The following is a 26,630-nucleotide window of genomic DNA, read 5'->3' as shown; positions in this document are numbered from 1 at the left end:
TATTTTAAAGCTTAAATGATGTTTAAAATTTTAGAACTATACGTTTATCCTATCAAATCATTGGGTGGGATTTCATTACAAAGCGCAACACTTTCTGAAACTGGTTTCGAATATGACAGACATTGGATGTTAATTGATCCCAGTGGTAGATTTATCACACAAAGAGAAGAGCCAAAATTAGCGTTGTTTACTGTTACTTTATCCCAAGATTCATTGTCTGTTGCTTACAAAGGAGATATTCTTAAATTTCAAATAAAAAATTCTTCTTTACAAGATTCCATACTGGTTTCGATTTTTAAAGAAAAAGTAATGGCTCTAAAAGAAGAAAAAAGAGTGAACGACTGGTTCTCAAAACACTTAGAGCGAGAAGTTTATTTGGTTCGCCAATCAAATACAGAAAAAAGGCTAGTTGCTCAAAATGAGGAAGCAAGGATTCTTTTTCAGGACGGAAGTCAGTATTTACTTTTAGGGAACAGCTCTCTAAAAGATCTAAATAGTAAGTTATATTCTCCTCTTAAGATGAATCGTTTTAGACCAAATATAGTCTTTGATGGAGGCACTCCTTTTATAGAGGATAACTGGAATTCTGTTACTATTAAGAATTCCTCTTTTATGGCAACTAAATCTTGCGCCCGTTGTACTATCACTACTGTTAATCAGGAAACAGGAAAAAAAGAAGAAGAACCGTTACAAACGTTATCAACTTATAGGTTATCTGAAAGAAAAATATGGTTTGGGAGATATTTTAAACTTGTACAGAGTAAAGATTTTAGTATTTCTGTCGGGGATGAGATTATAGCAGGTTAAAAGAAAAACCCAACCAGTATTTTAGTTGGGTTTTACAGCAATAATTATACTATTTAAAAGATTATAAGGTTCCTCTTTTAGCTTGTTCTCGCTCTATGGATTCAAAAAGTGCTTTAAAATTACCAACTCCAAAGGATTGTGCTCCTTTTCTTTGAATTATCTCAATAAACATGGTTGGTCGATCCAAAATATTTTTTGTGAATAATTGCAGCAAATACCCTTCTTCATCTCTGTCTATTAAAATTCCGTGTTTTTTAAGAACCTCGACATCCTCATCTATATCCCCTACTCTTTCTAATAAATCATCGTAGTACGTTTCGGGAACATATAAAAACTCTACTCCTCTGTCTCTCATTTCAGAAACAGTTTCTACAATATCATCTGTTGCTATTGCAATATGCTGTACCCCGGGACCATTATAAAAGTCGAGATACTCTTCTATCTGAGATTTTTTCTTTCCTTTTGCCGGCTCGTTGATAGGAAACTTGACCCTACCATTACCATTACTCATTACTTTACTCATAAGTGCTGTATATTCTGTAGAAATATCATCATCTACAAAGGATACAATCTGGGCAAATCCCATAACCTTGCCATAAAACTCACACCAGGTTCGCATTTCGTTCCACCCTACATTACCAACCACATGATCTATAAATTTTAATCCTACAGGTTCGGGGTTATAATGAGATTCCCATTTTTGATATCCTGGTAAAAATATACCATCATAATTTTTTCTTTCTACAAAAATATGGACTGTTTCTCCATACGTATAGATTCCTGATCGAATTACATGACCATATTCATCTTCTTCGCGAGTTGGCTTCATGTAGGATTTTGCACCTCTACTGGTAGTTTCTTCATAGGCTTTTGTTGCGTCGTCTACCCATAGTGCCACTACTTTTACTGCATCCCCATGAACATCGATATGTTTATTAATATCTCCTCCCTGATTAAGCGGTGATGTTAACACCAATCTTATCTTGTCTTGTCTAAGTACATAAGACACCCTGTCTTTTAATCCGGTTTCTAACCCTGCATACGCTTCTGATTGAAACCCAAAAGCTGTTTTGTAATAATGAGCAGCTTGTTTGGCATTACCAACATATAACTCTATATAATCTGTTCCTAACAATGGAAGAAAATCTTCTGCTTCGCTAAAGATTTTTTTTAGACTATACTCTGTGTTTTGCAGGTCTTTTAAACTTTTTGTTTCTCTTGCCATTTTTTATTTTTTAAACTGTACTTTTTTTTTGAATGCACCTTTTGTAACAATACACATTGTTATGTTATCCGGTTTATTTGTTATTGGTTATCTTTATTCTAACCAGGATTTATGATAACTTTCGTCTGCTATTTTCATAGCTTCTTCTGTAATTTTTAAAGGTTTAAAAGTATCTACCATTACTGCTAATTCTTCAGTAACGGTTTGTCCAATACTACGCTCTGTAGCACCAGGATGGGGACCATGTGGTATTCCTGCCGGGTGTAATGATATATGGCCGGCGTCGATATCATTTCTGCTCATAAAATCTCCATCTACATAATACAATACTTCGTCGCTATCTATATTACTATGGTTATATGGAGCAGGAATACTATCCGGGTGGTAATCATATAATCTTGGGACAAAAGAACATACTACAAATGCATCACTTTCAAAAGTTTGGTGCACTGGTGGCGGTTGGTGTATACGCCCGGTAATAGGCTCAAAATCATGAATAGAAAAAGCATACGGATAATTATATCCATCGTACCCAACCACATCAAAAGGATGGGTTGCATATACCATTTCTATAATTTCATCTTGTTTTTTAACTTTCATTAAAAAATCACCAGTTTCATCAAATGTTTCCAATTCTGATGGTCTTCTAATATCTCTTTCGCAAAAAGGAGAATGTTCTAATAATTGCCCAAACCAGTTTCGATATCTTTTTGGCGTATAGATTGGTCTGTACGACTCTACAATAAAGAGCCTGTTGTCTTCGGTATCAAAATCAATTTGGTAAATTATTCCTCTGGGTATCAACAAATAATCCCCATAAGAAAACTCAATATTTCCAACAAAAGTTCTTAATTTTCCAGAACCTTTATGAATAAAAATCAGCTCGTCTGCATCTGTATTTTTATAGAAATAATCTCGTAAGGATTTTTTGGGAGAAGCCAGAATAATATTACAATCGCTATTGGTTAAAATGGTTTTTCTACTTTTCAAATAATCATCTTCCGGAGGTACTTGAAATCCTCTGAAACGATAGGATTTGATATTATTTGCAATAGCGACTTTTGCAGCCACACTATATTGGTTTTTTATTTCTTTTACTTGTGTTGGCCTATGCTCGTGATATAACAAAGTAGACATACCATCAAAACCTATGGTTCCAAACAATTGCTCGTAATATAACGTACCATCACCCTTTTTGAATGTAGTATGCCTTTTTTGAGGTATTTTTCCCAGACTATGATATATCGGCATGTGCTTATATTTATATATTAACGTTTGTTAATGTAAATATATACAAATAATAATTATCCCCAAATTATTTTCAGTATTTTTGACTTCAATCAAACAGAGGTAAAGTCATTATATGAAGCCAGCTACAAAAAAAGAAAAGTTTTTTGAAGAGTCTTTAAAACTTATACACGAAAAAGGTTTTAAAGCAGTAACTATGCGTGATATTGCGCAAAGATTAGATTTTGAGCCTGCAAATATTTATAATTACATAGACTCTAAACAGGCACTATTAGAGCTTTATCTTTTTGATATTTCTTATGAATTTCATGATTCTTTAAATAATATATTAAAATCTTCGTATTCTCCAGAAGAGAAATTAAAATTAATAATTTCTACACATATTCAATTAACCGCAAAAAAGCCTTACAAAATGGCTTTATTGGTTAATGAATGGCGAAACCTTAAAGAGCCTAAATTAACTGAATTTATTGAAGGAAAAAAGGTGTATGAAAACAAAATACGGGATGTAATTGCTAAAGGAATAGAAGAAGGACAATTCAGAGCAATGGATATTGAAATAGCTACTTATTCATTTTTATCTTCTTTACGATGGATATATGATAAATATACAGATGGGGAATCAAAAATAAACCCGTTTGAACTAGAAAAACAAATTTCTGATTTTGTCTTTACAGGAATGGGGAAATAAATACACAAACCAGAGTAAATTTATAACAAAAGCATATTACCGATCTTTTGCCTTTATTTTACTAACAAATTCTGGAGACAATCCTAAATAAGAAGCAATCATATATTGAGGAACTCTTTGTGAAAACTTGGGATTGACCTTTATAAAATTTTTATAAAGATCTCCTCCTGTATAGCTTCGGGTATATTTTATTTTGTTTATATAGGCAATATGTGTTTTTTCCATAATTAGCCTGAATAAGCGATCTGTTTTTGGAAGTTTATAAGAAAGTTCCTTAAAAGAATCTTCATGCAAGACTAATAGCTCTGTATTTTCAATGGCTTGAATAAAATTTTCTGACGGTGTTTGATTCACCAAGCTTTTATAATCTGTATACCACCATCTATCGATTGCAAAATCTATAATTCTCTCTACTCCTTTATCATCTATATAGTAGGATCGCAAACAGCCTTTAACAATAAAATATCTGGCTTTACATATTTTACCTTCCTCTAATAAAAGTTCTTTCTTTTTAAGTTTTCTGGTGGTCAGGTATTGATAAAACAATTTTATTTCTTGGTCAGAAAAATCTACGTAGTTTCTAATATACTCTGCAATGATGGTAATCATAATTTAAAATTTATAAATAAGATAAATTCTATCTTTTACTACTGTGCTTTGCCAAAGGATTAAAATCTAAGCATAACCCCACCCAATATTCCAGATCTTCATCCATATCAAAACCATCTGGGGTTACAAAAACAAAACCTTTCATGGGTCTTCCTGTAAAATCCATAGGGCGACATCCTTGTTTTTTCATTGCTTTTTCTGTAGCATCTATACCGATTCGAGCCATGACTAAATCCATTTCTTTTTTCTTACTAAAATGAATCCCGCAACACATCTTATCTTCCACCATAAAACACAATCCTCCCATCATTTTCTTTTCGTAAAAATTAACTTTTCGCTCTCTAAAAATCTGCCGAATCCGATCTGCCAAAAATTCGCTGTATGCCATTGTTACTGTATTGCTTTTAATAGATAATCATTCATTGGGTGCATCGCTTGCCAGTACTCCATAATTTCTTGCAGCAAAAGCTTGCTGTTTATCAAAGCCGGTGCTTCTTCTCCTACAAAATAAAATTGTTTGTTTGCTATTATCGGTTCTTTTTTACAGGCATCCTGCCACTCTTTCGGAATCCGTTTCATCACTTCTCCTCTAATTTCCCCAAATTTCTGAACAAAATCTGTATTTTCTATAAGTTCTGTAAATTCTTTAGGGTTTTTATAGATAGTAGTCCGTATTTTTTGCAATTGTTCTTTTGTGGGACCAAAACAGCCCCCCATAATCCCTACCATTTCTGGTGAAAAACGTAAAAATATCCCGGGGACACTTTTATCCTTTCGTCCCCCGTTAGAAATAAAAGCTGTATAATGCAGATTATACGGGGTTTTATCTTTAGAAAAACGAATATCTTTATTAATTCTTAGTATACAATCTTTGGGTTCTATCTGTAAAGCAGGGTCTTGTTTTTGTATTTCTGTAATTATTGCCCCTACAAATGTCTCAAACGGTTTTTTTATACTGGTTTCATATCTCTTTTTGTTCTCATGAAACCATTCTTTATGGTTGTTTTTGCCTAAATCCTTAAAAAAAGCAACAAAATCTTCTGTAAAATATTGCATCTGTCTGATAATTTATGTTATAAATTCATTAATCTCTTTAATTAATGAACTTAGATGGATAAAAATGAATATGCACTTTCTGCTATATGTAAGTTTTAGAATTTTATATAGCAGAAAGTGCAAAACATTACTTCATAGAGTGAAAAGCAACTCTGTTTCCTTCGGTATCCAAAAAGATAGCCATATACCCATTTTCTCCTAAGGACGTTTTTGGCATTAAAATTTTACCTCCTGCTTTTTCTACACGAGCCAGAGGCACAGACAGATCTTCACCTCCATTAAGGTATGCAAAAGTACCTTCTTGTGACGGCTTATTGCCATTGCCATGAGTAATACAACCTCCTACACCTCCATCTTTATATGGAAAAAAGGCCATTTTAAAATCCATCTCCATAGGTTGTAGTTCTGCTTCTAAAAGCACATTATAAAACTGGATTGCTCTTTCAAAATTAGTACTTGGTATTTCGAACCAGCTAATTGCATTTGACATGATATTATTATTTATGGTTTGTAATATTTCAAAAGTAAGTGAACTTATAAAGTAAAAAAATTATATTTTTGGAAAAACATAGGTTTCTAAAATGAAAAAAAACGAAGAATTATTCCATTTGATCCAATCATTAACCAAAAGTGAAAAACGATATTTTAAAATAACTTCACAAGGAAATGATGATACAGAATACCTAAGCCTTTTTGATGCCATAGAATCCCAAAAAGAATATGACGAAGCTAAAATAAAAGAACAGTTTAAAGACAAAGCATTTATTACCCAATTAACAACTATAAAAAACTACTTAAAACAACGAATTTTACAATCCTTGCGAAACTATCACTCTAAGATATCAAAAAATGCTGAACTTACAGACATCCTTCGCAATATAGAAATCCTGTATTACAAAGGACAGTACACTATATGCAATAGTGAACTAAAACGAGCCGAAAAAAAAGCTGAAAATTTTCAGCAAGATATATTGCTTTTTCAAATCCAGGATTGGAAGAGAAAAGTATATCAGGCACAATATCCTCAGGATTTTGAAACCTTAAGGTCGATCATAAAAAATCAAAAAAACACTTTAGAATCTACCAACGAATACATAGATCTTTTATTGGCAAATATAGATCCTGCTCAATTTTCTTTGTCCCATAAAAAAAGTATCTCCCTACAAAACCGAACGCTCAAAACATTACATAAATACAGAAAACAATTGCTTGCAGAGCATCCTGAAAAAGCAAAACAAACCATAGAAGACCTTATTAAAGAATGGGACCAAAATCCAGAGTTGCTGAAAGAGTATTTTGCCATGTACTTTTCTATAAACAACAATCTTCTTGGTTTTTTGGTTTTTAAAAAACAATATAAAGAAGCATACGTACGGATATTACTGTTAAAACAAAAAGCACCTGCAATCACAACAATCTCTGCCTCGCTAATTAAAGAAAAACTAAGGCTTTACAATATAGAGCTTGAAATTCATCGAAGCTTAAAAGACTTACACACTACGCACGAGGTTATCGACGAAATCCAGAGCTTTATTGAATCACATAAAACCCTGGTTCCCAGTAATTATTGGCTTTCTTTTCGCTTTCAGTTTGCCAATATCTATTTTTTAAAAAACGATATTAGAAAAGCACTGTACTGGATTAATGATATATTAAACAACCAAAACAAAAAGGACAGACAAGATTTAATTATGTACACCTATTGGTTAAACTTGCTGGTGCACTATGAGCTAGGCAATGGTTTTACTTTAAGATATTTGACAGATAACATGAAAAAGCAGTTGAAAAAGCAAAAAAACATAGATTTCTATGAAAAAACACTATTGAAATTTTTATCCAAAACCTGTGAGTATACCTCCAACGAAAAACGAATTGCTTTTACTGATCTTAAAAAGCAATTAGAAGAAACACCTGTTCCCGAAGTAATACTAGGGTATATTGATTTTAAAGAATGGATACATAAAAATTGCTAGTAAATTAATACATCACATAACTTACCTTGTAATTTATAGCAATTCTATAGTATATTTTTAAGTTATTTTAATACATTATTAAACTAAACAAAATCGAGAGGATCATAATCTAATGAAAAAGATAATACCCCAACTGCTTATATATATTCTACTGGTTATATCATGTAAACAACCCGATGAAAAAAAATTAACTATTGCCGCTTCTGCAAATATGCAGTTTGCAATACAAGAAATCTCTAAAGCATATACAAAACAAACGGGTATTAATTGTGAAATAATTGTAGGTTCGTCTGGTAAGCTAACTGCACAAATAAAAGAAGGAGCTCCTTTTGATATCTTTGTTTCTGCCGACATAAAATACCCGGAAGAGTTATTCATCTCTGGTTTTACAACCAACAAGCCTATAATTTATGCTTACGGCAAACTAGTATTATGGACCATGATCGATAGTATAAAACCTAGTCTGTATATGCTTAAAAACTTAGACATACACCATATTGCTATCGCAAACCCAAAAACTGCTCCGTATGGTATTGCTGCTGTAGAACTATTAAAAAACAAAGGGATCTATAATACGATAAGTCCTAAATTAGTATTTGGTGAAAGTATCTCCCAAACCAATCAATTTATTGTTTCAAAATCGGCTGAAATAGGTTTTACCGCAAAATCTGTTGTTTTATCCCCCAAAATGAAAAACAAAGGAAACTGGATAGATCTCGATGAAAATGATTACTCCCCAATCGCACAAGGAATCGTTGTTCTTAACAATAGGGCTATGCAAAAAAATGATGCCGAAAAGTTTCATAATTTTATGCAATCTACTGTCGCAAAAAAAATTCTGGTAGACTTTGGCTATTCTGTTAAATCAAAATAATTTATGAACACCTTAAAAGGAAAAATAACATCTATAAAAACCAATCAAAGTTTATCTTTGGTGACTATACAAATAGAAGATGTGTTTTTTACTACCATCGTGATCGAAACTCCAGATACGGCAGTCTATTTAAAAACAGGAGAGCCTATTACTATCCTTTTTAAAGAAACCGAAGTAATTATAGGTAAAGGACCAGAACACCATATAAGCATCCTAAACAAAGTAATAGGCACGATCATCAAAATAGAAAAAGGAGAATTGCTTTGTAAAGCAACCATAAACACGAAAATTGGGGAAATAACCGCAATTATTACTCTAGATGCAGCCAAATATTTACAATTAGAGATAAATGATAAAGTTACCGTTATGATTAAAACTACCGAAATAATGTTATCGCAATGATAGACTGGCAACCTTTACTATTAACTTTTAAGCTAGCATTAATAACCACCTGTTTATTATTAGTCATCGCTGTACCAATTGCATATTGGTTGGCATATACAAAATCAAAATTAAAACCAATATTAGAAACACTGGTTAGCATGCCGCTTGTTTTACCACCAACAGTTTTAGGTTTTTATTTGCTCATTGCCTTTAGCCCGGCTAATACTTTTGGTAACTGGCTGGATACCTATATGGGGCTACGACTTCTATTTTCGTTTGAAGGGCTTGTATTTGGATCTGTACTTTATAGCTTACCATTTATGGTACACCCAATTCAAGCAGGGTTTTCTAACCTAAATTCGAGCATTATAGAAGCATCCTATATATTAGGGAAATCCAAAACCATTACCCTTTTTAAAGTTTTATTGCCCAATATAAAACCATCATTGCTTACCGGTATTGTATTATCTTTTGCGCATACTATCGGAGAATTTGGGGTGGTGCTAATGATTGGCGGAAACATCCCCGGAAAAACAAAAGTAGCTTCTATCGCTATTTATGATGAAGTTGAAACACTTAATTATACTGCAGCAAATTGGTATTCAATTATTTTGTTTGCGATTACATTTAGCATTTTATTACTAGTGTACTTAATTAATGGTGGATATTTAAAACGATTCTGGAAATGATACAAATAGCTTTGCAAAAAAAATTATCTGCCGCTACAGGAGAGATGTTATTAGATATTAATATGCAAATCGAGCAAGGCAAACTGGTTACCTTATACGGAAGCTCCGGAGCAGGTAAAACCTCTATCCTAAGAATGATTGCAGGATTGCTTCCTGCGGATACAGGAACAATTACAGTGCATCAAAAAACGTGGCTAAACACCACTACAGGAATTTGCCTGAAACCACAACAACGAAAAATAGGTTTTGTTTTTCAGGAATATGCTTTGTTTCCAAATATGACCGTAAAAGAAAATCTTCTTTTTGCATTAGAAAAAAACCAGAATACGCAAATTGTAAAAGAGCTTATTGAAATTATTGAATTAGAGGATTTACAAGACCGAAAACCTAATAATTTATCTGGTGGGCAAAAACAAAGGGTGGCCCTGGCAAGAGCATTGGTAAGAAAACCAGAAATTTTGATGCTAGACGAGCCGCTATCTGCTTTAGACAAAAAAATGCGTATAAAACTGCAGGATTACATTCTTAGAGTGCACAAAAAATTTAATGTAACCACCCTTTTAATAAGTCATGATATAAGTGAAGTGATAAAAATGTCGGATATGGTATTTATAATCGAAAACGGAAGAATCACCCAGAAAGGAAAGCCTATCGAAGTATTTACCACCAAAAAGGTAAGCGGAAAATTTCAGTTTACAGGAGAGATTATCGACATTAAAAAAGAAGATGTTATATATATCGTTACTGTTTTAATAGGAACCAATTTTGTAAAAATTATTGCCGAAGAAAATGAGATACAAACTATGGCAATCGGGGACCCGATACTAGTGGCATCTAAGGCATTTAACCCTTTGCTACAAAAAATAAATTGATCTTATTTTTATGGATGTGTGTTTTAGTCTAATAAAATCAAGTAGAATCCATCTCAACCATAGGTAATTTAAGCTACCTATATAACTGGTATTTCTGACGTAGAACTGGATAAAAATATCACCGACGTAATCACTAGCTTACAAAAACTTAAAAATGAAGATCAAAAACATATTTTAACTACTATTAATGCGCTCATTCGGGATGCTAAAGCACGTAATACCTACGCATAAAAAAACCAGCTACATCCCTGTAACTGGTTCTTTACTTTTATTTCTCTTACTCTTACCCGCCAAACTTTACCGCCACAAGTTGCAAACTGGCACTAGCGACATACTATGCCCGAGCGGTGTATTTCTTATTTTTATATAGGTTGTCCGGTGTGTTTTTTAGATGTTACTATGTGTGTATGTCTTTGCATGGATATTTGTTACCGGTAATTTTTTATTTTTTTATTGTTTATACCTATTACACTTTGAATTTACCGCAATAAAACCCCCTTTTTTCCTTTCTATTTCATCATAAGATGAAACCGTAACTAAGGCTATGCTTTAATTTTCTAATTTATAAAAAGAAAAAAATCATTATTTTCTTTTACGGCAAATTCAAAATATAATTGGTATTATGTATATTTTCTTTCTGCAGACGTGTATTTGTGCATTGCAGTAGTGTAGATATGTATTGAATGGTGCAGATGTGTATTGAATGGTGCAGATGTGTCTTGTAGTAGTGTAGACGGGGCTTCGAGTAGCCTCAGCCCACTGCAATCATTATAAACCCTTTGGTTACCGGTATTATTAAAAATGATATAAAAGCTGCCAATACCAGAGTACTTTCTAAGAATTATTTCTTCTAAGTAAAAAAGCAGCTATGGTTATGATGACCATAGCTGCTTTTAATTTTTATAAACTAACGTAATACCTTGAGTTCTCTTAATCTGAAATACTGGTTTTCGATACAAAATTCTGTTAAGAATTTCACTACCATTAACCTATTTCAAGATTAATCGGGTTAATACCGAAAGTCTATCTTTAAACTTTGCCCTTCTTTATTGTTTTACAAAACGGGTAATATGTTGTTTTTTATCTGAAGTAACTTTTAAAATATAGGTTCCTGCTTGCAAGTGATCTACTTTTACAGAAGAACTAAAATAACCATTCGCTACTGTTTCTCCTAACAGGTTTACAATACTATAGGTTGCCCCAAGAGTCGGGTTAAAAACAATATTCAATATATTTTCTTTTACCGGGTTAGGATATACACTAATTTTTTGTGGTGGCGCTATTGCTTCTGATTTATTAGATTCCCCGTTACAAGCACTAATCATTTTCCATCCTGTTGCACTACGCTCCCATAGATTACCTTTGTATGTCACCCTGTTTCCTGTGTTATAACGAACTCCCGATGTCCATTCCTCTACTCCTTCGCATAAACTAGCTCCGCATTTTCCAAGGTTTTTCCATCCTCTTGAAGTTCTTTCATAAAGATAATTTTTATATACAACCCGATCTCCAACAGCATAACTAATGCCCGATGCCCATGCCTCTACACCTTCACAAATATCTGTAGTACCTCCTTCTTTTGTGGTTACAGATAAAGTATTACTGAACCCTGATATGTTTCCTGCTGCATCTTTGGCTTTTACTTTAAAGGTATAGGTGGTATTTGCGGTTAACCCTGTTACAGAATATGAAGTACTATTAACACTGGTGATCTTTGTGTCTCCCTGATATACGTCATACCCTGTTACCCCAACATTATCGGTAGAGGCAGACCAGGATAATGATAAAGAGGTTTCCTGTACATTAGAAGCGGTTACATTGGCAGGAACGCTTGGTGCCTCTGTATCTGTAGTACCTCCTTCTTTTGTGGTTACAGATAAAGTATTACTGAACCCTGATATGTTTCCTGCTGCATCTTTGGCTTTTACTTTAAAGGTATAGGTGGTATTTGCGGTTAACCCTGTTACAGAATATGAAGTACTATTAACACTGGTGATCTTTGTGTCTCCCTGATATACGTCATACCCTGTTACCCCAACATTATCGGTAGAGGCAGACCAGGATAATGATAAAGAGGTTTCCTGTACATTAGAAGCGGTTACATTGGCAGGAACGCTTGGTGCCTCTGTATCTGTAGTACCTCCTTCTTTTGTGGTTACAGATAAAGTATTACTGAACCCTGATATGTTTCCTGCTGCATCTTTGGCTTTTACTTTAAAGGTATAGGTGGTATTTGCGGTTAACCCTGTTACAGAATATGAAGTACTATTAACACTGGTGATCTTTGTGTCTCCCTGATATACGTCATACCCTGTTACCCCAACATTATCGGTAGAGGCAGACCAGGATAATGATAAAGAGGTTTCCTGTACATTAGAAGCGGTTACATTGGCAGGAACGCTTGGTGCCTGGGTATCGGTAACGTTTCCTTTAGGATATTTACCCGAAATGGAAAACAATCCTAAAGAAGAGTAATCGGAATATCCTGTAGACAGGTTTCCTTCTCCTACACCATCTATTTCGATATAGTAAGTACCGCTTTGTAAGGTTGTGGTAATAGATGCTTTTAATCCCTGTGGATCTGAAGATGTAACTTCACTTCCATTGCTATTTAATAGTCTTGCTTTAATATTTAGGTTTGGGTGATATGGATTTGGATCGAAAGAAAAGCTTACTTCTCCTCCTGTTGTTTGAAAAGAGAACACATCTTTATCTGATGTTTTTTCAATAATTCCTTCATTATCTGCTTTAGATACATTTCCGTTACTATCCGATACTAATTCTGTAGCTCCGTTTATGGTATTGCTATGATCGTCTTTTTTATATCCAAAGCCATTTCTGGAATTTGAAATGATTGCTAAATCATCCTCAGTATTATCTGCATTATCATATTCTCCTTTGCTCCAGTGACCTAATGTTTTATTGGCACTCCATCCCATAATCGGACTCCATTGCCCGTGTCCTGCATAATATGTGGTTCCTGATCTGGTTCCGTCATGTGATAATCCAAGAGTGTGTCCTACCTCGTGAGATCCTGTTTCTCCGGCAGATCTGGTTCCCAGATTAAATACCCAGCAAGGATCGTCAGAGTTCCAACTAAAAGAATTTAAGTATGCTACCCCACCAGATCCGGGAGCGGCATCTGTTGTTGGCGTAAATATCGCCATCATTCTTTTGTTTTTTGGAGTTGCATCAAATACATCTCTTCTGGTAGTAACATTAATATTAAAAGGGATAAAATCATCTACCATAATCCTCCAAACGTCAAGAATTTTTTCATCGCTAAAACCTGCTGGTTGTGCATTAATTGTTCTACCTCCTGCCCAACGGGTACCAGTTACTACTTCTCCATCAAAATCAAGATAGATAACATGAGATGCCCCGGGAAGACTTTCTAATTGTATTTGTGCTTTTTGCACACTTCCTGCAACAGGAGCGTTATTAGTGATTTCTTTTTCTTGTTCAAAATCTACACATAATATGCTATGGATATCTGTATCTGTAGCCAATACTTGTCCGTTATTATTTGTGGAGATCTTAAATGCTTTTTTCTGATCATAAAAAACAATCTCTCCGGATATTTTTCCATCCTTTTCTGTAAAACTAAAAACAGGTTCGGTGGCTCCTGCATTTTTAGATGTATTGTTTACAATGTTACCGGTTACAAAATATCCGTCTGCGGTATTGTTTTTAACGTTGATTTTAAGGTTGTATACTTTATTATCCGTTAGTTTAATATCAAAATTGTTATTGCTTGATTTACCAGATAAAAAAGTTTGAGAGAAACTGTTTACAGTTCCGATAACGATTTCTTTTTTTTCTTGTGCAAATGAAGAAAAAGATAGAATCAATAAAAAGGCAGTAAGAGATACCTTTTTTAATACATTAGAAAACATCCTTTTTTTAAGGTTTAAATTTTTCATACTATGAGATTTAGGTAAGTGAGTTTGTGTTAAAATCCGGTTATGAGATCAGCGCCAAAAGTAAGGTTTGCTCTTTTTTTACACAGCTCTTATCTAGAATTCATAAGCATCTAATTAGAATTCGTAGTGCAATAGAAATTAAGTGGGTATTTGAGATAAAATTTACTTGATTTTTTTTAATAAAAAACAAGGTGCAACAGATGTTTAAAACGGTATTATAAAATTTACTTAGTATACCTGCAAAAGTACTTGTGTTTTCTTTTTTGAAAGCAATAGTACTTTTGTTTTGACATAAATACCCTATTTTTGAGTCTTTACAAAAAAACACAGAATGCGAACATTTCTTTTTTTAGGAATTATATTACTTTGTGTTGGATGCCAAAATCAAGGTGCCACCAATACACAAGAAGAAAAGCCTACATTTAAACTGGATAGTCTTTCAAAAGAAAAAGTCAAAATAGAGATATTGCAACTTTCTCCTGAAGCTATCAAAAGCCTGGAAAGTTTTCATGACTTTCAAAACGTTAAAAGTATAATAAATACGATGCATAATGCCAATCCTTTTTATATAAACAAATATGCTGATAGTGTTGATTTATTAATAGGTACTTTTAAAGAGACTTTACCCGAAGAATTAAGAAAAAACACTATAAAGTCCCGTTTAAGTGTTTTATCCACCGAAACAAACTTATTGAAAGAACTGGGGAGCACAAAAAATCCTGATGCCAAAAAAATCATGGATGCAAATACCCGATTAATTAAAGCGTATAACAGTCTGGTTATTCAACTTAACGAATTGTCATTAGCCATACCTGAAAATATTGAAAAAGAGCTCTTGAGAGATCCTGAAGAAGACACAGAAATACTGTCTAAAAACTTATGAAAGCCCATAATGGGTATTTAATCTATACTCTTATATAACTAAAAGTCAACTAATACAGTATTGGCTTGTAAAACTCTAAATAGATGAAAAAAATAATTTTATACTTCGCTATATTACTTTTTAATTTCACTTTTGCTCAACAAACCAATGAGATTTATACTGTTATGGAACAATGGCACAAGGCTGCTGGTGATGCAAATTTTGATGCTTATTTTAATCTCATGACAGAGGATGCTATTTTTATAGGTACCGATGCTACAGAAAACTGGTCCAATACCGATTTTAAAGCATTTGCAAAACCTTATTTTGATAAGGGAAAGGCCTGGAGTTTTACTACTCTGGAAAGAAATATTTTTACTGAGGACACCTCTGATTTAGCATGGTTTGATGAACTTTTAGATACGCAAATGGGAATCTGTCGTGGTAGTGGGGTTTTACAAAAAACATCAAACGGGTGGAAAATAAAACATTATGTATTGTCTATCGCTATACCTAATGAAAATGTTAAAGAAATTACTGCGCTAAAAAAAGAATTCGATACTAATTTGATAGAAAAACTAAAACTCGAAAAGAAATAAGGTGTATTAATTGGAAATTAATGATTTTTTAAATTCTTCTAGATTTGAAAAGCATTTTTTAGCACCGTTTTTTAAAAGGGCTGCTTTATTGGTATCTCCTATCCCTACAAAGTCAATAGATAAGTTCTGTGCTGTTTTTAAGTCCCAAATACCATCTCCTACAGAGATAATTTTATCAAAACGGGGTTTGTTATAGAAACTCTTTGCTTTTTTGATGGCTTCCAAAACAAAACCTTCTCTGGATTCATGAGTTTTTGAGGTAGCCAGTACCTTTTCATCGTGCCATATATTGCATTGATCTAATTTTATCATTGCAGGTTTGGGCAATGCTCCTGTAGCAAAACAAAAAGGCACTTTTTTTTCTCTAAAAAACGTAATTAAGGATTTTGCTCCTTCAATTTCTCTTACCGGATCAAACGTGTTCATTTGATCTATAAGATTCGTTTCAAAATCCTCTATTAAATCTTTTGAAAAAGTTTTTTTAAAATTACGCTCGTAGTTATATCGCAAAGCATAGCTGTCTGTATGGTGTTTGTAATTATTATAATCGGTATCAATATCCAAAATACCTATAGCCAATAAAGCCCTGGTAACCGAAATGTGGTACATTGGTACACTATCTGTAAGTGTTCCGTCGATATCAAATATAAATAATGTGTTTTTCAGATCTTTTCTTTTATAATTAACACCCTTAGAGCAAACTCAAAAAGTATGCTTTTAAAAGTATATTTTGTTTTCTTGGTAAGCCTTACAGAATTAAATTTTTCAATATAAATTAAAGTGTATATTTTAAGGATACTATAAAATTTCTTCCTGCCGCAGCTATACCAGAAGAGTATGGTCTGTATCGTTGATCTGTAATGTTTTCTACAGATAGTATACTTTTTAATTTTTCTGTTATTTGGTATTGTGTTCTTATATTAAGTGTATACCAGGATGGGGAATATGGATTTCCGTTTTGATCTGTTGCATACAAATAATCTTTACTTTGTTCTGATGGAGAGAGGTTCTCAAAACTTAAACTACCATTATATACAGAAAACACATCTACCGATAGTTTGGGCAGAATATAACTTATTTTTGTTGTTCCAAATTGTGGAGATACGTGTCTTGCCGGTGCTGTTGATCCGTCATCCAGTTCTTCTTCTCCCCCAACAAAAGTATATTTAGAGGTTAGTTTTAAGTTTTCGGCAAACTTATATTCCAGCCCTGCTTCAAAACCATAAACTTTAGCATTTGCAGCATTTTGAATGGCTTGTACATTGCTTAATTCTCCCCCATACTCAATTTGTGTTGCACCATTAAGATTAAAATCCCTGCGTACCAAGGCATCATCCAGATGTGTGTAATATGTAGATAAATCCAAAGACAGATTAGTATCAAAATTAAGTCGTACACCTAATTCTCCATTATATGCATTTTCTGATTTTATGTGTGGGTTTGGCACTACTACAGATCCTGGTTCTGAGTCAAAAACCTTACCTACATCATCAATATTTGGGGCTCTAAAAGCAGTTGAAAAATTTAGTTTCCATTGTATTACATCATTGGGCAACCAGCTTAGTCCTGCGGTACTGGTTACTGCTTCGGTATCTATATTTCCTTCGGTAAATGGAAAATCGAAAAATTTAGTATCAAAGTCTGAATACAAAATAATCCTATTGTATCGTAATCCCCCCTGAAATCTTAGTTTTTCGCTAAACTTATGCCCGATACTTACATAAGCGGCTATAGATTGCCAGGTTGCCCCATCGGGATATCTGGATGGTGCATCTACTGACGTATTTGTTTGAGTATCAAATTCTGATCCATTTGAATTTACTTGATTTAACACATACTCCAAGCCATAAAAAAATGTGGTTTTATCGGTATATTTTTTTTCAAAATCCAAGTTTAAGGAATATGCATCTACTTGTTCTTTGGTTCTGGAAAAAACAGTACTTCTGAAATCCCTGTCATTCCTGCTTTCTTCAAAATACTGGTATGCCACGGTAGCCTTCATTTCGTCATACAATAAGTTTTTTGATTTATTTAATGCTTGCAGGTTGCTCATTAACCATTTCTGCGGGCCATAAAACCATTCGGCAGATCTTAAATTTCCTTTTCTGCGTCTTAGCAAACGATCGTAGCGAGGATAATCTGAAGTTTCACTATACATAAAGCTGGCATCAAAGTCCCATTTCTTGTTTGGGGCAAAACGTATTTTTTGTAGCAAATTAATCTGGTCGTACCCTGTAAAAACCTGCTCCTTTGGATTATCGTTTTGGATAACAAAATCTTCTGCATTTATAATATCTACGTATTCGTTTCTTAGATATTCTTTGGGGCCATGGCTACCCATTTTTAAGTTGTCAAAATCGGTATAGCTTACGCTGGTAAAAAAGCCCCATTTTTCTAATCCAATATTAAAATCCACATGCCCGGTTTTTTCATTACTGGCACTTGCGTACCTAGCTTGTGCATTACCGCTAAATATGTCTTTATTATTTAAAGAAAATTTAGGTCGTGTGGTATAAAAGTTTAATACTCCACCAACAGCATCACTACCATAAACTACAGATCCCGGCCCTAAGATAACTTCGGTTCTGTCTACTGTAAAAGGATCTATAGATATTACATTTTGTACGTTTCCACCTCTAAAAATCGCAGTATTCATACGTACTCCATCTACCGCCAGTAATAATCGATTGGTAGAAAACCCCCTAATAATAGGGCTGCCCCCGCCCAATTGGCTTTTTTGAACAAATACCTGTCCGCTGCTTTGCAAAAGATCTGCCGATGTTTGTGGTGTAGCAAATGCTATTTCATTAGAGCTAATACTTACTATTTTTTGTGTGACATCTTTTTGTTCCTGCTTCCATTTTGAAACAGAAATAATTACTTCAGAAAGTTGATTTTCATCAAGTATTAAATATACGGAGTGTGATTTTGATATTTTTGATTTAAGGATACTGGTTTGCAGATGAGAAACATGTGTGAAATATAAAATCTCTGTTTCTAAAAAATCCGACACATCGGCGACTCCATAAAAATTAGTAATCGTGCTTTTGGATTTGTCTTTATTATAGATCGCTACATTTGGCAGAGGTCTATTATTAGATGTACTGTATACTTTTATTTCCTGAGCATTGTTGGGTAATGCAAAGAATAAGGTTAAGAGAAAAAGTGTGAATAATCGCATTGTATTAATTAAAAATTTCGTTTAAAACAGAAAGTGATTTGGGCTTTTTAAAACCGTGCAAATGTAACTCAAAATATACTAATAGCATAACAAGAACCTCACTACGTGTTGTCTTGGATAATTTGATATCCATACTTGCCTCAAAAGTTGTGCCTAAAAAAGTCTTAAACTCTGTTACATGCTGTCCGCTAATACAGTATACATTATTGCTATTATATTGAAAAACCCCATCCAACATATTAAAACAGCTTGCTTTATCGACAGAAACGTCTGGATAAAAGCCTAAATATTGTGTAAGCTTAGTTAAAAATACTATATGAAAATTAGCAATCGTTTCATGTTCATCCAACCACACCAATGCTGTTTCTAAATACTCGAATAAATCTGTATTGGCTTCTTCTTCCTTTATTGCATTTTTAAGGACTTCAGAAATAAAAAATACAAGAGAGCTTTTTATAAAATCGGTATGTAATGTTTTGTAAACCGTTTTTATCTTTGCTTCTTTAATTTTTTCTAAAGAGCCTTTATCTTTATGAAACGCTTCAATTTCTAACAAAGTAAGGGGCTGAAACAATGAAGCTCTTATTTTTCCTCGTTTTGATTTTAAGACTCCTCTTAATAAATAGGATCGCAATCCACTTGTTTTGGTGAATAATGAAACAATTAAATCTGCCTCACTATATCGTAAGGAATGTATAACTATTGCAGAAGTATTGATAATCATTGTATATTAAAATGTGTATAAAAGAAAACGGAATCTATTTTGATGTATTTATAACAGATGTTTTCATATCAAAAGCAAGTGTTATGTATGTATTGTTATTAAAAGTAAACTGATCTATTATTTTCCATCCCAATTTTTTGGTATGTGCCTTTTCTGAAACTATATTTATTTTATTTATAAATGTGATACTAATTGGATATTTTTTAAATAATTCGATTCTCATTTCTTCAAAAATCAAGTTTAACACGCCTTGCCCCCTATAATTTTTATCGATACAAACCGGACCATATTGAAAGCTGTTTTTTGTAGTAATCTCTTTTTCATTAAAGGATAATTTGGGAAAGCGAGAGATCATAAAAGTAAAAATATCCCACTGTTTAAAATACTCCCAGCTTCCTGCAAAAGCATACCCGATTATTAAAGTTTTGTCTTCTGCTACAAAAAGCCCGTTTTGTGTAATTATTTCTTCTATCTGTGGTATTGTAAATGGTGTTGTTACAAAGCCACTATCTCTTTCTTTTTCGGTTAAGTTTTTATACAGGTATTTTTCTTGCAATGCCAAAACCCCCTTTATATCCAACTTATTTGCGATTCGTGTTTTAATCATATTCCTGTTTTTACTATAACCAACAAAGCCGTTCAAGATACAACTTAAACGGCTTTTTATTATAGGATTTAATATTTTGTTTACACAACTCCTTGTGCCAACATTGCATCTGCTACTTTTACAAAACCAGCAATGTTTGCTCCTTTTACATAGTCTACATAACCATTTTCATCGGTACCATATTCTAAACAAGCTTTATGAATATCTTCCATAATTTGTTTTAGTTTAGCATCTACCTCTTCTCTGGTCCAGTTATAACGTAAAGAGTTTTGCGTCATTTCTAATCCAGATGTTGCTACACCTCCTGCATTGGATGCTTTACCTGGTGCAAAGAAAATTTTGGCTTTATGAAAAGCTGTAATAGCCTCTGGAGTGCTTGGCATATTAGCCCCTTCGCTAACACAGATACATCCATTAGCAATTAATTTTTGTGCATCATTTCCATTTAGCTCATTTTGAGTTGCACATGGTAGTGCGATATCGCATTTTACTTCCCATGGTATTTTTCCTTCATGAAATTCTGCAGATGGATATTTACTGGTGTATTCGCTAATGCGTCCTCTTTTCACATTTTTAAGTTCCATTACAAAAGATAGTTTTTCTGCATCAATACCATCTTTATCATAGATATATCCAGATGAGTCTGATAATGTTACTACTTTTGCCCCTAATTGTGTTGCTTTTTCTACTGCAAATTGTGCTACGTTTCCAGAACCAGAAACTGTTACAATTTTTCCTTCAAAAGAACTTCCTTTGGTTTTCAGCATATTTTGTGCAAAATACACGGTTCCATATCCTGTGGCTTCAGGACGGATAAGGGATCCTCCCCAACTTAATCCTTTTCCTGTAAGTACTCCTGTAAATTCGTTACGTAACTTGCGATACATACCAAATAAGAATCCTATCTCGCGTCCACCTACTCCTATATCTCCCGCAGGAACATCTGTATTGGCACCAATATGTCTAAAAAGTTCGCTCATAAAACTATGGCAAAAACGCATAATCTCATCGTCAGATTTTCCTTTTGGATCAAAATCAGATCCTCCCTTACCTCCACCCATTGGAAGTGTAGTTAAGCTATTTTTGAAAACCTGCTCAAAAGCCAAAAACTTTAAGATACTCATATTCACGGTTGGATGAAAACGCAATCCTCCTTTATAGGGTCCTATTGCAGAATTCATTTGAATACGATATCCTCTGTTTACATGGATCTCTCCTTTATCATCTACCCAAGGTACACGAAACGTAATAGCTCTTTCGGGCTCCACCATTCGTAACAGAATGTTTTTACCATTATAAATATCTTTGGTAGCTATGTACGGTATTACAGTTTCTGCAACTTCTTGTACTGCTTGTAAGAACTCAGGCTCATGCGCGTTACGAGCCCTTACTTCTTCCATAAATGCATCTATCTTTGCTTGCATATGTTAGTTAAATTAATAGATTCTTATCTAAAGGTTGAAATATCACGTCAAATATATGATATTCCTAAAAAAACAAGCTTATTTTTTTAATTTAATAATTAGTTAACCTATTGCTTGTTTAAGATCTTCAATCAGATCCTCAACATCTTCAATACCAACACTTAAACGGATCAAGGAATCTACTACTCCTGTTTTTTCGCGTTCTTCTTTTGGAATTGAAGCATGTGTCATACTTGCCGGATGTCCTGCAAGGCTCTCTACACCTCCCAAAGATTCTGCAAGAGTAAAAAATTTCAGGTTTTCTACAATTTGGATTGCTTTATCATAATCATTCCCTTTGGTTACAAAAGAGATCATACCTCCAAAACCATCCATCTGTTCTTTGGCAATATTATGATTAGGATGATCTTCAAAACCTGGCCAGTATACTTTTTCAATTTTAGGATGATTTTTGAGGTATCTTGCAATGGCTTTTCCATTCTCACAATGGCGTTGCATACGTATATGTAATGTCTTGATTCCTCTTAATACCAAAAAACTATCTTGTGGCCCACATACAGCACCACTTGCATTTTGAATAAAGTATAGTCTTTCTGCTAATTTTTCGTCTTTTACGATCAATGCACCCATAACTACATCACTATGTCCCCCAAGATATTTGGTGGCACTGTGCATTACGATATCTGCACCCAAATCTAATGGCCTTTGTAAATATGGGGTTGCAAAAGTATTGTCTACAGCCAGTAAAATATTGTGCTTTTTTGATACTTTGGCAACTGCTTTTATATCGATAATATTCATCATTGGATTTGTGGGTGTTTCTACCCAAATCAACTTTGTATTACCATTTATATATTCTTCAATTTTATTGGCATTTTGCATACCAATAAAGTGAAATTTGATTCCAAAACCTTCAAATATTTTGGTAAACAAACGATATGTCCCGCCATATAAATCATTGGTAGAAATAACTTCATCACCCGGTTTTAATAATTTAACCACTGCATCAATTGCAGCTAAACCAGATCCAAAGGCTAATCCAAATTTTCCATTTTCAATACTGGCAAAAGAGTCTTCTAATGCTTTTCTTGTTGGATTATGCGTTCTACTATATTCAAATCCTTTGTGTCCTCCGGGAGTGGTTTGTGCATACGTAGAGGTTTGATATATAGGAGGCATAACGGCACCATAAGCTGGATCGTGTTGTTGTCCTCCATGAATTGTTTTAGTGTTAAATTTCATCTATATAATAGTTTTTGACAAGAATAAATTAACTTGCTGGTTTTGGGCTATAAAACGGCACAAATGTATGATTTAATTCGTTCTAATCATATTTCAATAAATACCTTTAGTAGATGATTAACAGAAAACCTAACATGAACGCCAAATACTTTTTTTTACTTATAGTTTTATTGGGGTTATATAGCTGTAAAAACAGAGAGTCTTTATCTTTTGAAAAATATAATTTAACTACTGATATGTTGCCTGATTGCAGAAATGAGGATTGTGCTTTATTAGAAATCAATCTATTAAAAATTGTTGAGGATCACCAAATAGCATATACGATTAACAGAGAGATCGAGAGTGTTGTATGTGACATTCTTAATACTGACAAAAATGAATCAGCAGTAACTATTGAGGAGGCAATTAACCAATTTAACCGCTCTTACCAAACTATTATTAGCAAATTTCCTGATGAGGCCGTTCCTTATGAAGCCAATATTGATTGCAAAATTAGTTTTCAAAGCAAAAATATAATTTCTATGGTGATAGATTTTTATGTGTATACTGGTGGTGCTCATGGGTATGGAGGTACTACGTATATAAATATGAGCACAAAAACCGGCAAGCGATTTTTGAACAAGGCATTATTTACAGATCATAATGGGTTCAAAAATTATGCTGAAAAAATATTTCGATCCAAAAATGGGATTCTTCAAAACGAATCCATTAATAGTACAGGTTTCTTTTTTGAAAATGATATTTTTAGCCTGCCAGAAAATATTGGGTTTACAGATACCGATGTTGTTTTACATTATAATCCATACGAGATTAGCTCTTATGCAGATGGCCCGATAGAATTAAAGCTTAATAAAGAAGAGGTTGCTTCATTTTTTGCTATCGAAATCTTCTAATACAAAAACCCTCTTCTTTATTTAAACAATGACTTTGTGATTCTCGCTTTTTTAAAAGGTTAAATAGATTTTTTAAGTGCAAGGATATATCCCAGATGAATTCCCTCATGAAAATTATTGAAGTTTATCGCATCCTGAACCGATTTTAAAACAAAACCTGTACTGGTTTCATAATCATCAAAGTTCTTAAAAATTCCATTTTGTAAATCCTTTTCTGTTTTATCTAATGTTGTGAATAGAAGTTTCTTTATTTCTGAGACCTCTTCTGCTGTAGCTGGTCTTTCGGTTTTTGTGCCTTTTTTATATAGATCTACTATTTTATCATCAATCATCATTGGTAACCCGCTTAGCTTATATATCAATAATTGCTGGGTTACCATAACATGGGCAACGTTCCAGATTAGATTGTTCTTAAATCCTTCGGGGACTTTGTTTAGTTGTTCTAAAGAGTAATTATCCAGTATTTTTTCTAGTGCTCTTCGATTAACACGGGTAATTGTTATAGGGTCTTGCATAGTATATATCTGTTTATTTTTATTGTTTTTAAAGTTTTATGTTTTTACTGTGCTCTGCACGGGTGTATGATTCCATTTAACTTTTTAATGATTATATCATTTGACATATAGCCATGGTGTATTTCATAATTTTTAGCCAAAAATATGAGTTTTAATTATGAAATGAATTTCCTTTGTGAGGATTTTGACACTTAAAATAGTCTATTGTGAAAAAAATATACTACCTCTCTACTTGTGATACCTGCAACCGAATTATCAAAGAATTAAATATCCCGTCTGATTTTGTTTTACAGGATATTAAAACAGAGCCTGTTACTACAGAGCAAATACATGAAATGCAAAAATTAGCAGGAAGCTATGAAGCTTTGTTCAGCAAGCGTGCCAGATTATACAAAGAGCGTGATCTTAAAAACCAAAACTTAACAGAAGAGGATTATAAAAATTTGATTTTAGGGCATTATACATTTTTGAAGCGTCCAGTAATTATAACAGAGGATCAAATTTTTGTGGGAAATGCTAAACAAACAGTAGAAACTGCCAAATTAGCAATCTAATCCCCTACTATGAGCAGAAGAACTTTAGCACTCATTGCAGCTAGCTTTGTGGCTGTATTTTATGGTGCAAATTATACTATTGCTAAAGATGTAATGCCTCATTATATACAGCCTTTTGGTTTTATTGTTTTACGCGTATTTGGTGCATTTTTACTTTTTTGGGGCATTAGTTTTTTAGGTCCCAAAGAAAAAATAATTCGTAAAGACCTTGTTCGCATTGCTTTTGCTTCTTTATTTGGGGTTGGTATAAATATGCTTGCGTTTTTTGAGGGTTTAAATCTTACTACACCAATCAATGCTTCTGTTTTAATGGTTACCACACCAATACTGGTTTTAATTTTGGCTGCAATATTTTTAAAAGAAAAAATAAGGGTTTTAAAAATATCAGGGGTCTTAATAGGGCTTTCCGGAACATTGCTTATTATACTATACGGGGCGGGAAGTTCTGGCACTGCAACAAATCCAACATTAGGTAATTTTTTGGTTTTTATAAATGCCTCCTCTTATGCTTGTTATATAATAATTGTGAAAAAGATCACTCAAAAATACCACCCATTCACTTTTATGAAATGGATGTATGGTATAGGTTTTTTATTTGTATTGCCATTTGGTTTTTCTCAATTACTAGAGGTCGAACCTGGTTTGATACCGCCAGAGGGGTTTCTTAAAATTGGCTATGTAATTCTATTTGCTACTTTTGGAACCTATGTTCTCAATATTTTTGCTATTCGGGAACTTAAACCTACTACCGTTGCTGTTTTTATTTATCTACAGCCATTATTGGCTTCAGTATTTGCTATAAGTTTAGGAAAAGACAAACTTGATGTAATTAAAATCATCGCAACTTTACTAATCTTTGTTGGGGTTTATCTGGTTACAAAAAAACCAAAATCTTTAGTTTAAATCTACCGGGGCTTTTGCGAATTTTCTGGTATCTTCTTTAGTAAGAACTCTAAAATCCTTGGGATGTTCTACTTTATTTAAAAGCTGCTGCATCTCTTCTGGCAGAGAGATTAACTTACGGTTTTCCAGATCTATCCATGCCCCCATCATTTCGCATTGTGCAAAATTGCGTCCTTTATAATCGTAATATCTGTGCCTGAATTCAAAAAATTTCCCATCTTCACTTAACCCTGTAATTTCTAAAGAAACTTTAACTGGTCTGCCATAAAAAACTTCTTTAAAGTAATAAATATGTTCATAAAAAACCACAGGGCCTATATTAAATTTAGCTAACGACTGCTGATCAAATCCTTTTTCTATTAAAAAAGCCATTCTTGTATGGGCTGCAAATTCTATATAAGATTTATTTGCTAAATGTCGGTTAGCGTCAATATCGTTCCACCTGATTTCAAAGTCTTTTAGATACATTGTATTATTTTTTATGAAAAACAAAAATACAAAACATTTATTATGCGCGCATAACAGAAAATCATTAAGATGTAGTTAAAATTTTAAATCAAATAAAGGTTTGAAAAACTTAACAGGTATTCTTATTTTTAAGAAAAAACAGAAATATTAGAGTAATGTCTGTTTCAAAATTGAAAAAACTACTATAAACTACTATATTTATACCAATACCAATAATCACCTCAAAATACAAACCTCCTGTAATATTCAAAAACGGGCACGTATCTACTATCTATCCAAATATATTAAGAAAAGTAAAAGGGGTATC

Annotated in this window: 27 protein-coding genes; 12 read left to right on the top strand and 15 right to left on the bottom strand. The window is 33.3% G+C overall.

Annotated elements, in window-relative coordinates:
- Positions 1 to 15 precede the first annotated feature (15 nt).
- Positions 16 to 807, top strand: coding sequence for an MOSC domain-containing protein (locus ACZIYX_RS07630; protein WP_462681618.1), 792 nt, complete (start codon positions 16 to 18; stop codon positions 805 to 807).
- 61 nt (positions 808 to 868) lie between these two features.
- On the opposite strand, the gene hppD is transcribed toward ACZIYX_RS07630, so the two are convergent.
- A complete protein-coding gene (hppD, locus tag ACZIYX_RS07625) occupies positions 869 to 2,032 on the bottom strand; it encodes a 4-hydroxyphenylpyruvate dioxygenase (RefSeq protein ID WP_462681617.1) in 1,164 nt (387 codons plus the stop codon).
- A gap of 93 nt (positions 2,033 to 2,125) precedes the next feature.
- Positions 2,126 to 3,283, bottom strand: a complete 1,158-nt coding sequence (locus ACZIYX_RS07620) for a homogentisate 1,2-dioxygenase (protein ID WP_462681616.1) — start codon at positions 3,281 to 3,283, stop codon at positions 2,126 to 2,128.
- Between the two features lie 112 nt (positions 3,284 to 3,395).
- On the opposite strand from ACZIYX_RS07620, the gene ACZIYX_RS07615 reads away from it, so the two are divergent.
- A complete protein-coding gene (locus tag ACZIYX_RS07615; RefSeq protein ID WP_462681615.1) occupies positions 3,396 to 3,971 on the top strand; it encodes a TetR/AcrR family transcriptional regulator in 576 nt (191 codons plus the stop codon).
- 36 nt (positions 3,972 to 4,007) lie between these two features.
- On the opposite strand, the gene ACZIYX_RS07610 is transcribed toward ACZIYX_RS07615, so the two are convergent.
- The 4 genes from ACZIYX_RS07610 to ACZIYX_RS07595 form a co-directional block, all read right to left on the bottom strand.
- Positions 4,008 to 4,580, bottom strand: a complete 573-nt coding sequence (locus ACZIYX_RS07610; protein WP_462681614.1) for a Crp/Fnr family transcriptional regulator — start codon at positions 4,578 to 4,580, stop codon at positions 4,008 to 4,010.
- A gap of 28 nt (positions 4,581 to 4,608) precedes the next feature.
- Positions 4,609 to 4,968 (bottom strand): TfoX/Sxy family protein, encoded by a 360-nt coding sequence (locus ACZIYX_RS07605; protein ID WP_462681613.1) that lies wholly within the window; start codon positions 4,966 to 4,968, stop codon positions 4,609 to 4,611.
- 2 nt (positions 4,969 to 4,970) lie between these two features.
- Entirely contained in the window at positions 4,971 to 5,636 is a 666-nt protein-coding gene (locus ACZIYX_RS07600) for a DUF2461 domain-containing protein (RefSeq protein WP_462681612.1), read from the bottom strand.
- Between the two features lie 127 nt (positions 5,637 to 5,763).
- A complete protein-coding gene (locus ACZIYX_RS07595; protein ID WP_462681611.1) occupies positions 5,764 to 6,126 on the bottom strand; it encodes a VOC family protein in 363 nt (120 codons plus the stop codon).
- 91 nt (positions 6,127 to 6,217) lie between these two features.
- On the opposite strand from ACZIYX_RS07595, the gene ACZIYX_RS07590 reads away from it, so the two are divergent.
- The 5 genes from ACZIYX_RS07590 to ACZIYX_RS07570 all read left to right on the top strand — a co-directional run bounded on the left by ACZIYX_RS07590 (position 6,218) and on the right by ACZIYX_RS07570 (position 10,428).
- A complete protein-coding gene (locus tag ACZIYX_RS07590) occupies positions 6,218 to 7,609 on the top strand; it encodes a hypothetical protein (RefSeq protein ID WP_462681610.1) in 1,392 nt (463 codons plus the stop codon).
- A 112-nt stretch (positions 7,610 to 7,721) separates the two neighbouring features.
- Positions 7,722 to 8,483 (top strand): molybdate ABC transporter substrate-binding protein, encoded by a 762-nt coding sequence (gene modA, locus ACZIYX_RS07585; RefSeq protein WP_462681609.1) that lies wholly within the window; start codon positions 7,722 to 7,724, stop codon positions 8,481 to 8,483.
- Positions 8,484 to 8,486: 3 nt separating this feature from the next.
- Complete coding sequence (locus ACZIYX_RS07580) at positions 8,487 to 8,885, top strand: TOBE domain-containing protein (RefSeq protein WP_462681608.1); 399 nt, start codon at positions 8,487 to 8,489, stop codon at positions 8,883 to 8,885.
- Positions 8,885 to 9,556, top strand: a complete 672-nt coding sequence (gene modB, locus ACZIYX_RS07575) for a molybdate ABC transporter permease subunit (protein WP_462681662.1) — start codon at positions 8,885 to 8,887, stop codon at positions 9,554 to 9,556. The genes ACZIYX_RS07580 and modB overlap by 1 nt, the downstream gene beginning before the upstream one ends.
- Entirely contained in the window at positions 9,553 to 10,428 is an 876-nt protein-coding gene (locus tag ACZIYX_RS07570; RefSeq protein ID WP_462681607.1) for an ABC transporter ATP-binding protein, read from the top strand. Before modB ends, ACZIYX_RS07570 begins: the two co-directional genes overlap by 4 nt.
- A gap of 1,046 nt (positions 10,429 to 11,474) precedes the next feature.
- Here the strand turns inward: ACZIYX_RS07570 and ACZIYX_RS07565 are convergent.
- Complete coding sequence (locus ACZIYX_RS07565) at positions 11,475 to 14,351, bottom strand: fibronectin type III domain-containing protein (RefSeq protein WP_462681606.1); 2,877 nt, start codon at positions 14,349 to 14,351, stop codon at positions 11,475 to 11,477.
- A gap of 331 nt (positions 14,352 to 14,682) precedes the next feature.
- Here ACZIYX_RS07565 and ACZIYX_RS07560 point away from each other — a divergent pair, with 331 nt between their 5' ends.
- On the top strand, positions 14,683 to 15,234 hold the full coding sequence (locus ACZIYX_RS07560; RefSeq protein ID WP_462681605.1) for a hypothetical protein: 552 nt from the start codon (positions 14,683 to 14,685) through the stop codon (positions 15,232 to 15,234).
- 83 nt (positions 15,235 to 15,317) lie between these two features.
- Positions 15,318 to 15,812 carry a nuclear transport factor 2 family protein gene (locus tag ACZIYX_RS07555; RefSeq protein ID WP_462681604.1) on the top strand — a complete coding sequence of 165 codons (495 nt, stop codon included), beginning with the start codon at positions 15,318 to 15,320 and terminating at the stop codon, positions 15,810 to 15,812.
- 6 nt (positions 15,813 to 15,818) lie between these two features.
- On the opposite strand, the gene ACZIYX_RS07550 is transcribed toward ACZIYX_RS07555, so the two are convergent.
- The 6 genes from ACZIYX_RS07550 to ACZIYX_RS07525 form a co-directional block, all read right to left on the bottom strand.
- Positions 15,819 to 16,460 (bottom strand): HAD family hydrolase, encoded by a 642-nt coding sequence (locus ACZIYX_RS07550; RefSeq protein ID WP_462681661.1) that lies wholly within the window; start codon positions 16,458 to 16,460, stop codon positions 15,819 to 15,821.
- Positions 16,461 to 16,587: 127 nt separating this feature from the next.
- Positions 16,588 to 18,993 carry a TonB-dependent receptor plug domain-containing protein gene (locus ACZIYX_RS07545; RefSeq protein WP_462681603.1) on the bottom strand — a complete coding sequence of 802 codons (2,406 nt, stop codon included), beginning with the start codon at positions 18,991 to 18,993 and terminating at the stop codon, positions 16,588 to 16,590.
- A 4-nt stretch (positions 18,994 to 18,997) separates the two neighbouring features.
- Positions 18,998 to 19,717, bottom strand: coding sequence for a DNA repair protein RecO (gene recO, locus ACZIYX_RS07540; protein ID WP_462681602.1), 720 nt, complete (start codon positions 19,715 to 19,717; stop codon positions 18,998 to 19,000).
- A 34-nt stretch (positions 19,718 to 19,751) separates the two neighbouring features.
- A complete protein-coding gene (locus ACZIYX_RS07535; RefSeq protein WP_462681601.1) occupies positions 19,752 to 20,324 on the bottom strand; it encodes a GNAT family acetyltransferase in 573 nt (190 codons plus the stop codon).
- Between the two features lie 80 nt (positions 20,325 to 20,404).
- Positions 20,405 to 21,748, bottom strand: coding sequence for an NADP-specific glutamate dehydrogenase (gdhA, locus tag ACZIYX_RS07530; RefSeq protein WP_462681600.1), 1,344 nt, complete (start codon positions 21,746 to 21,748; stop codon positions 20,405 to 20,407).
- Positions 21,749 to 21,850: 102 nt separating this feature from the next.
- Positions 21,851 to 22,990 (bottom strand): cystathionine gamma-synthase, encoded by a 1,140-nt coding sequence (locus ACZIYX_RS07525; protein ID WP_462681599.1) that lies wholly within the window; start codon positions 22,988 to 22,990, stop codon positions 21,851 to 21,853.
- Positions 22,991 to 23,103: 113 nt separating this feature from the next.
- On the opposite strand from ACZIYX_RS07525, the gene ACZIYX_RS07520 reads away from it, so the two are divergent.
- Positions 23,104 to 23,883 (top strand): DUF3298 and DUF4163 domain-containing protein, encoded by a 780-nt coding sequence (locus tag ACZIYX_RS07520; RefSeq protein ID WP_462681598.1) that lies wholly within the window; start codon positions 23,104 to 23,106, stop codon positions 23,881 to 23,883.
- A 59-nt stretch (positions 23,884 to 23,942) separates the two neighbouring features.
- Here ACZIYX_RS07520 and ACZIYX_RS07515 read toward each other — a convergent pair whose 3' ends face one another.
- Positions 23,943 to 24,398: a DinB family protein gene (locus ACZIYX_RS07515; RefSeq protein ID WP_462681597.1), complete on the bottom strand. Its 456-nt coding sequence runs from the start codon at positions 24,396 to 24,398 to the stop codon at positions 23,943 to 23,945.
- A gap of 206 nt (positions 24,399 to 24,604) precedes the next feature.
- Between ACZIYX_RS07515 and ACZIYX_RS07510 the strand changes: the two genes are divergently transcribed.
- A complete protein-coding gene (locus ACZIYX_RS07510) occupies positions 24,605 to 24,952 on the top strand; it encodes an arsenate reductase family protein (RefSeq protein ID WP_462681596.1) in 348 nt (115 codons plus the stop codon).
- Between the two features lie 9 nt (positions 24,953 to 24,961).
- Positions 24,962 to 25,855, top strand: a complete 894-nt coding sequence (locus ACZIYX_RS07505; RefSeq protein WP_462681595.1) for a DMT family transporter — start codon at positions 24,962 to 24,964, stop codon at positions 25,853 to 25,855.
- On the opposite strand, the gene ACZIYX_RS07500 is transcribed toward ACZIYX_RS07505, so the two are convergent.
- Positions 25,847 to 26,323: an acyl-CoA thioesterase gene (locus tag ACZIYX_RS07500; RefSeq protein WP_462681594.1), complete on the bottom strand. Its 477-nt coding sequence runs from the start codon at positions 26,321 to 26,323 to the stop codon at positions 25,847 to 25,849. The two genes, ACZIYX_RS07505 and ACZIYX_RS07500, sit on opposite strands and share 9 nt — an antisense overlap.
- Positions 26,324 to 26,630 lie beyond the last annotated feature (307 nt).

The organism is Aquimarina sp., from assembly GCF_977115655.1.
Note: the sequence above shows the minus strand (reverse complement) of the source record. Positions and strands in the feature narration are given on the sequence as shown.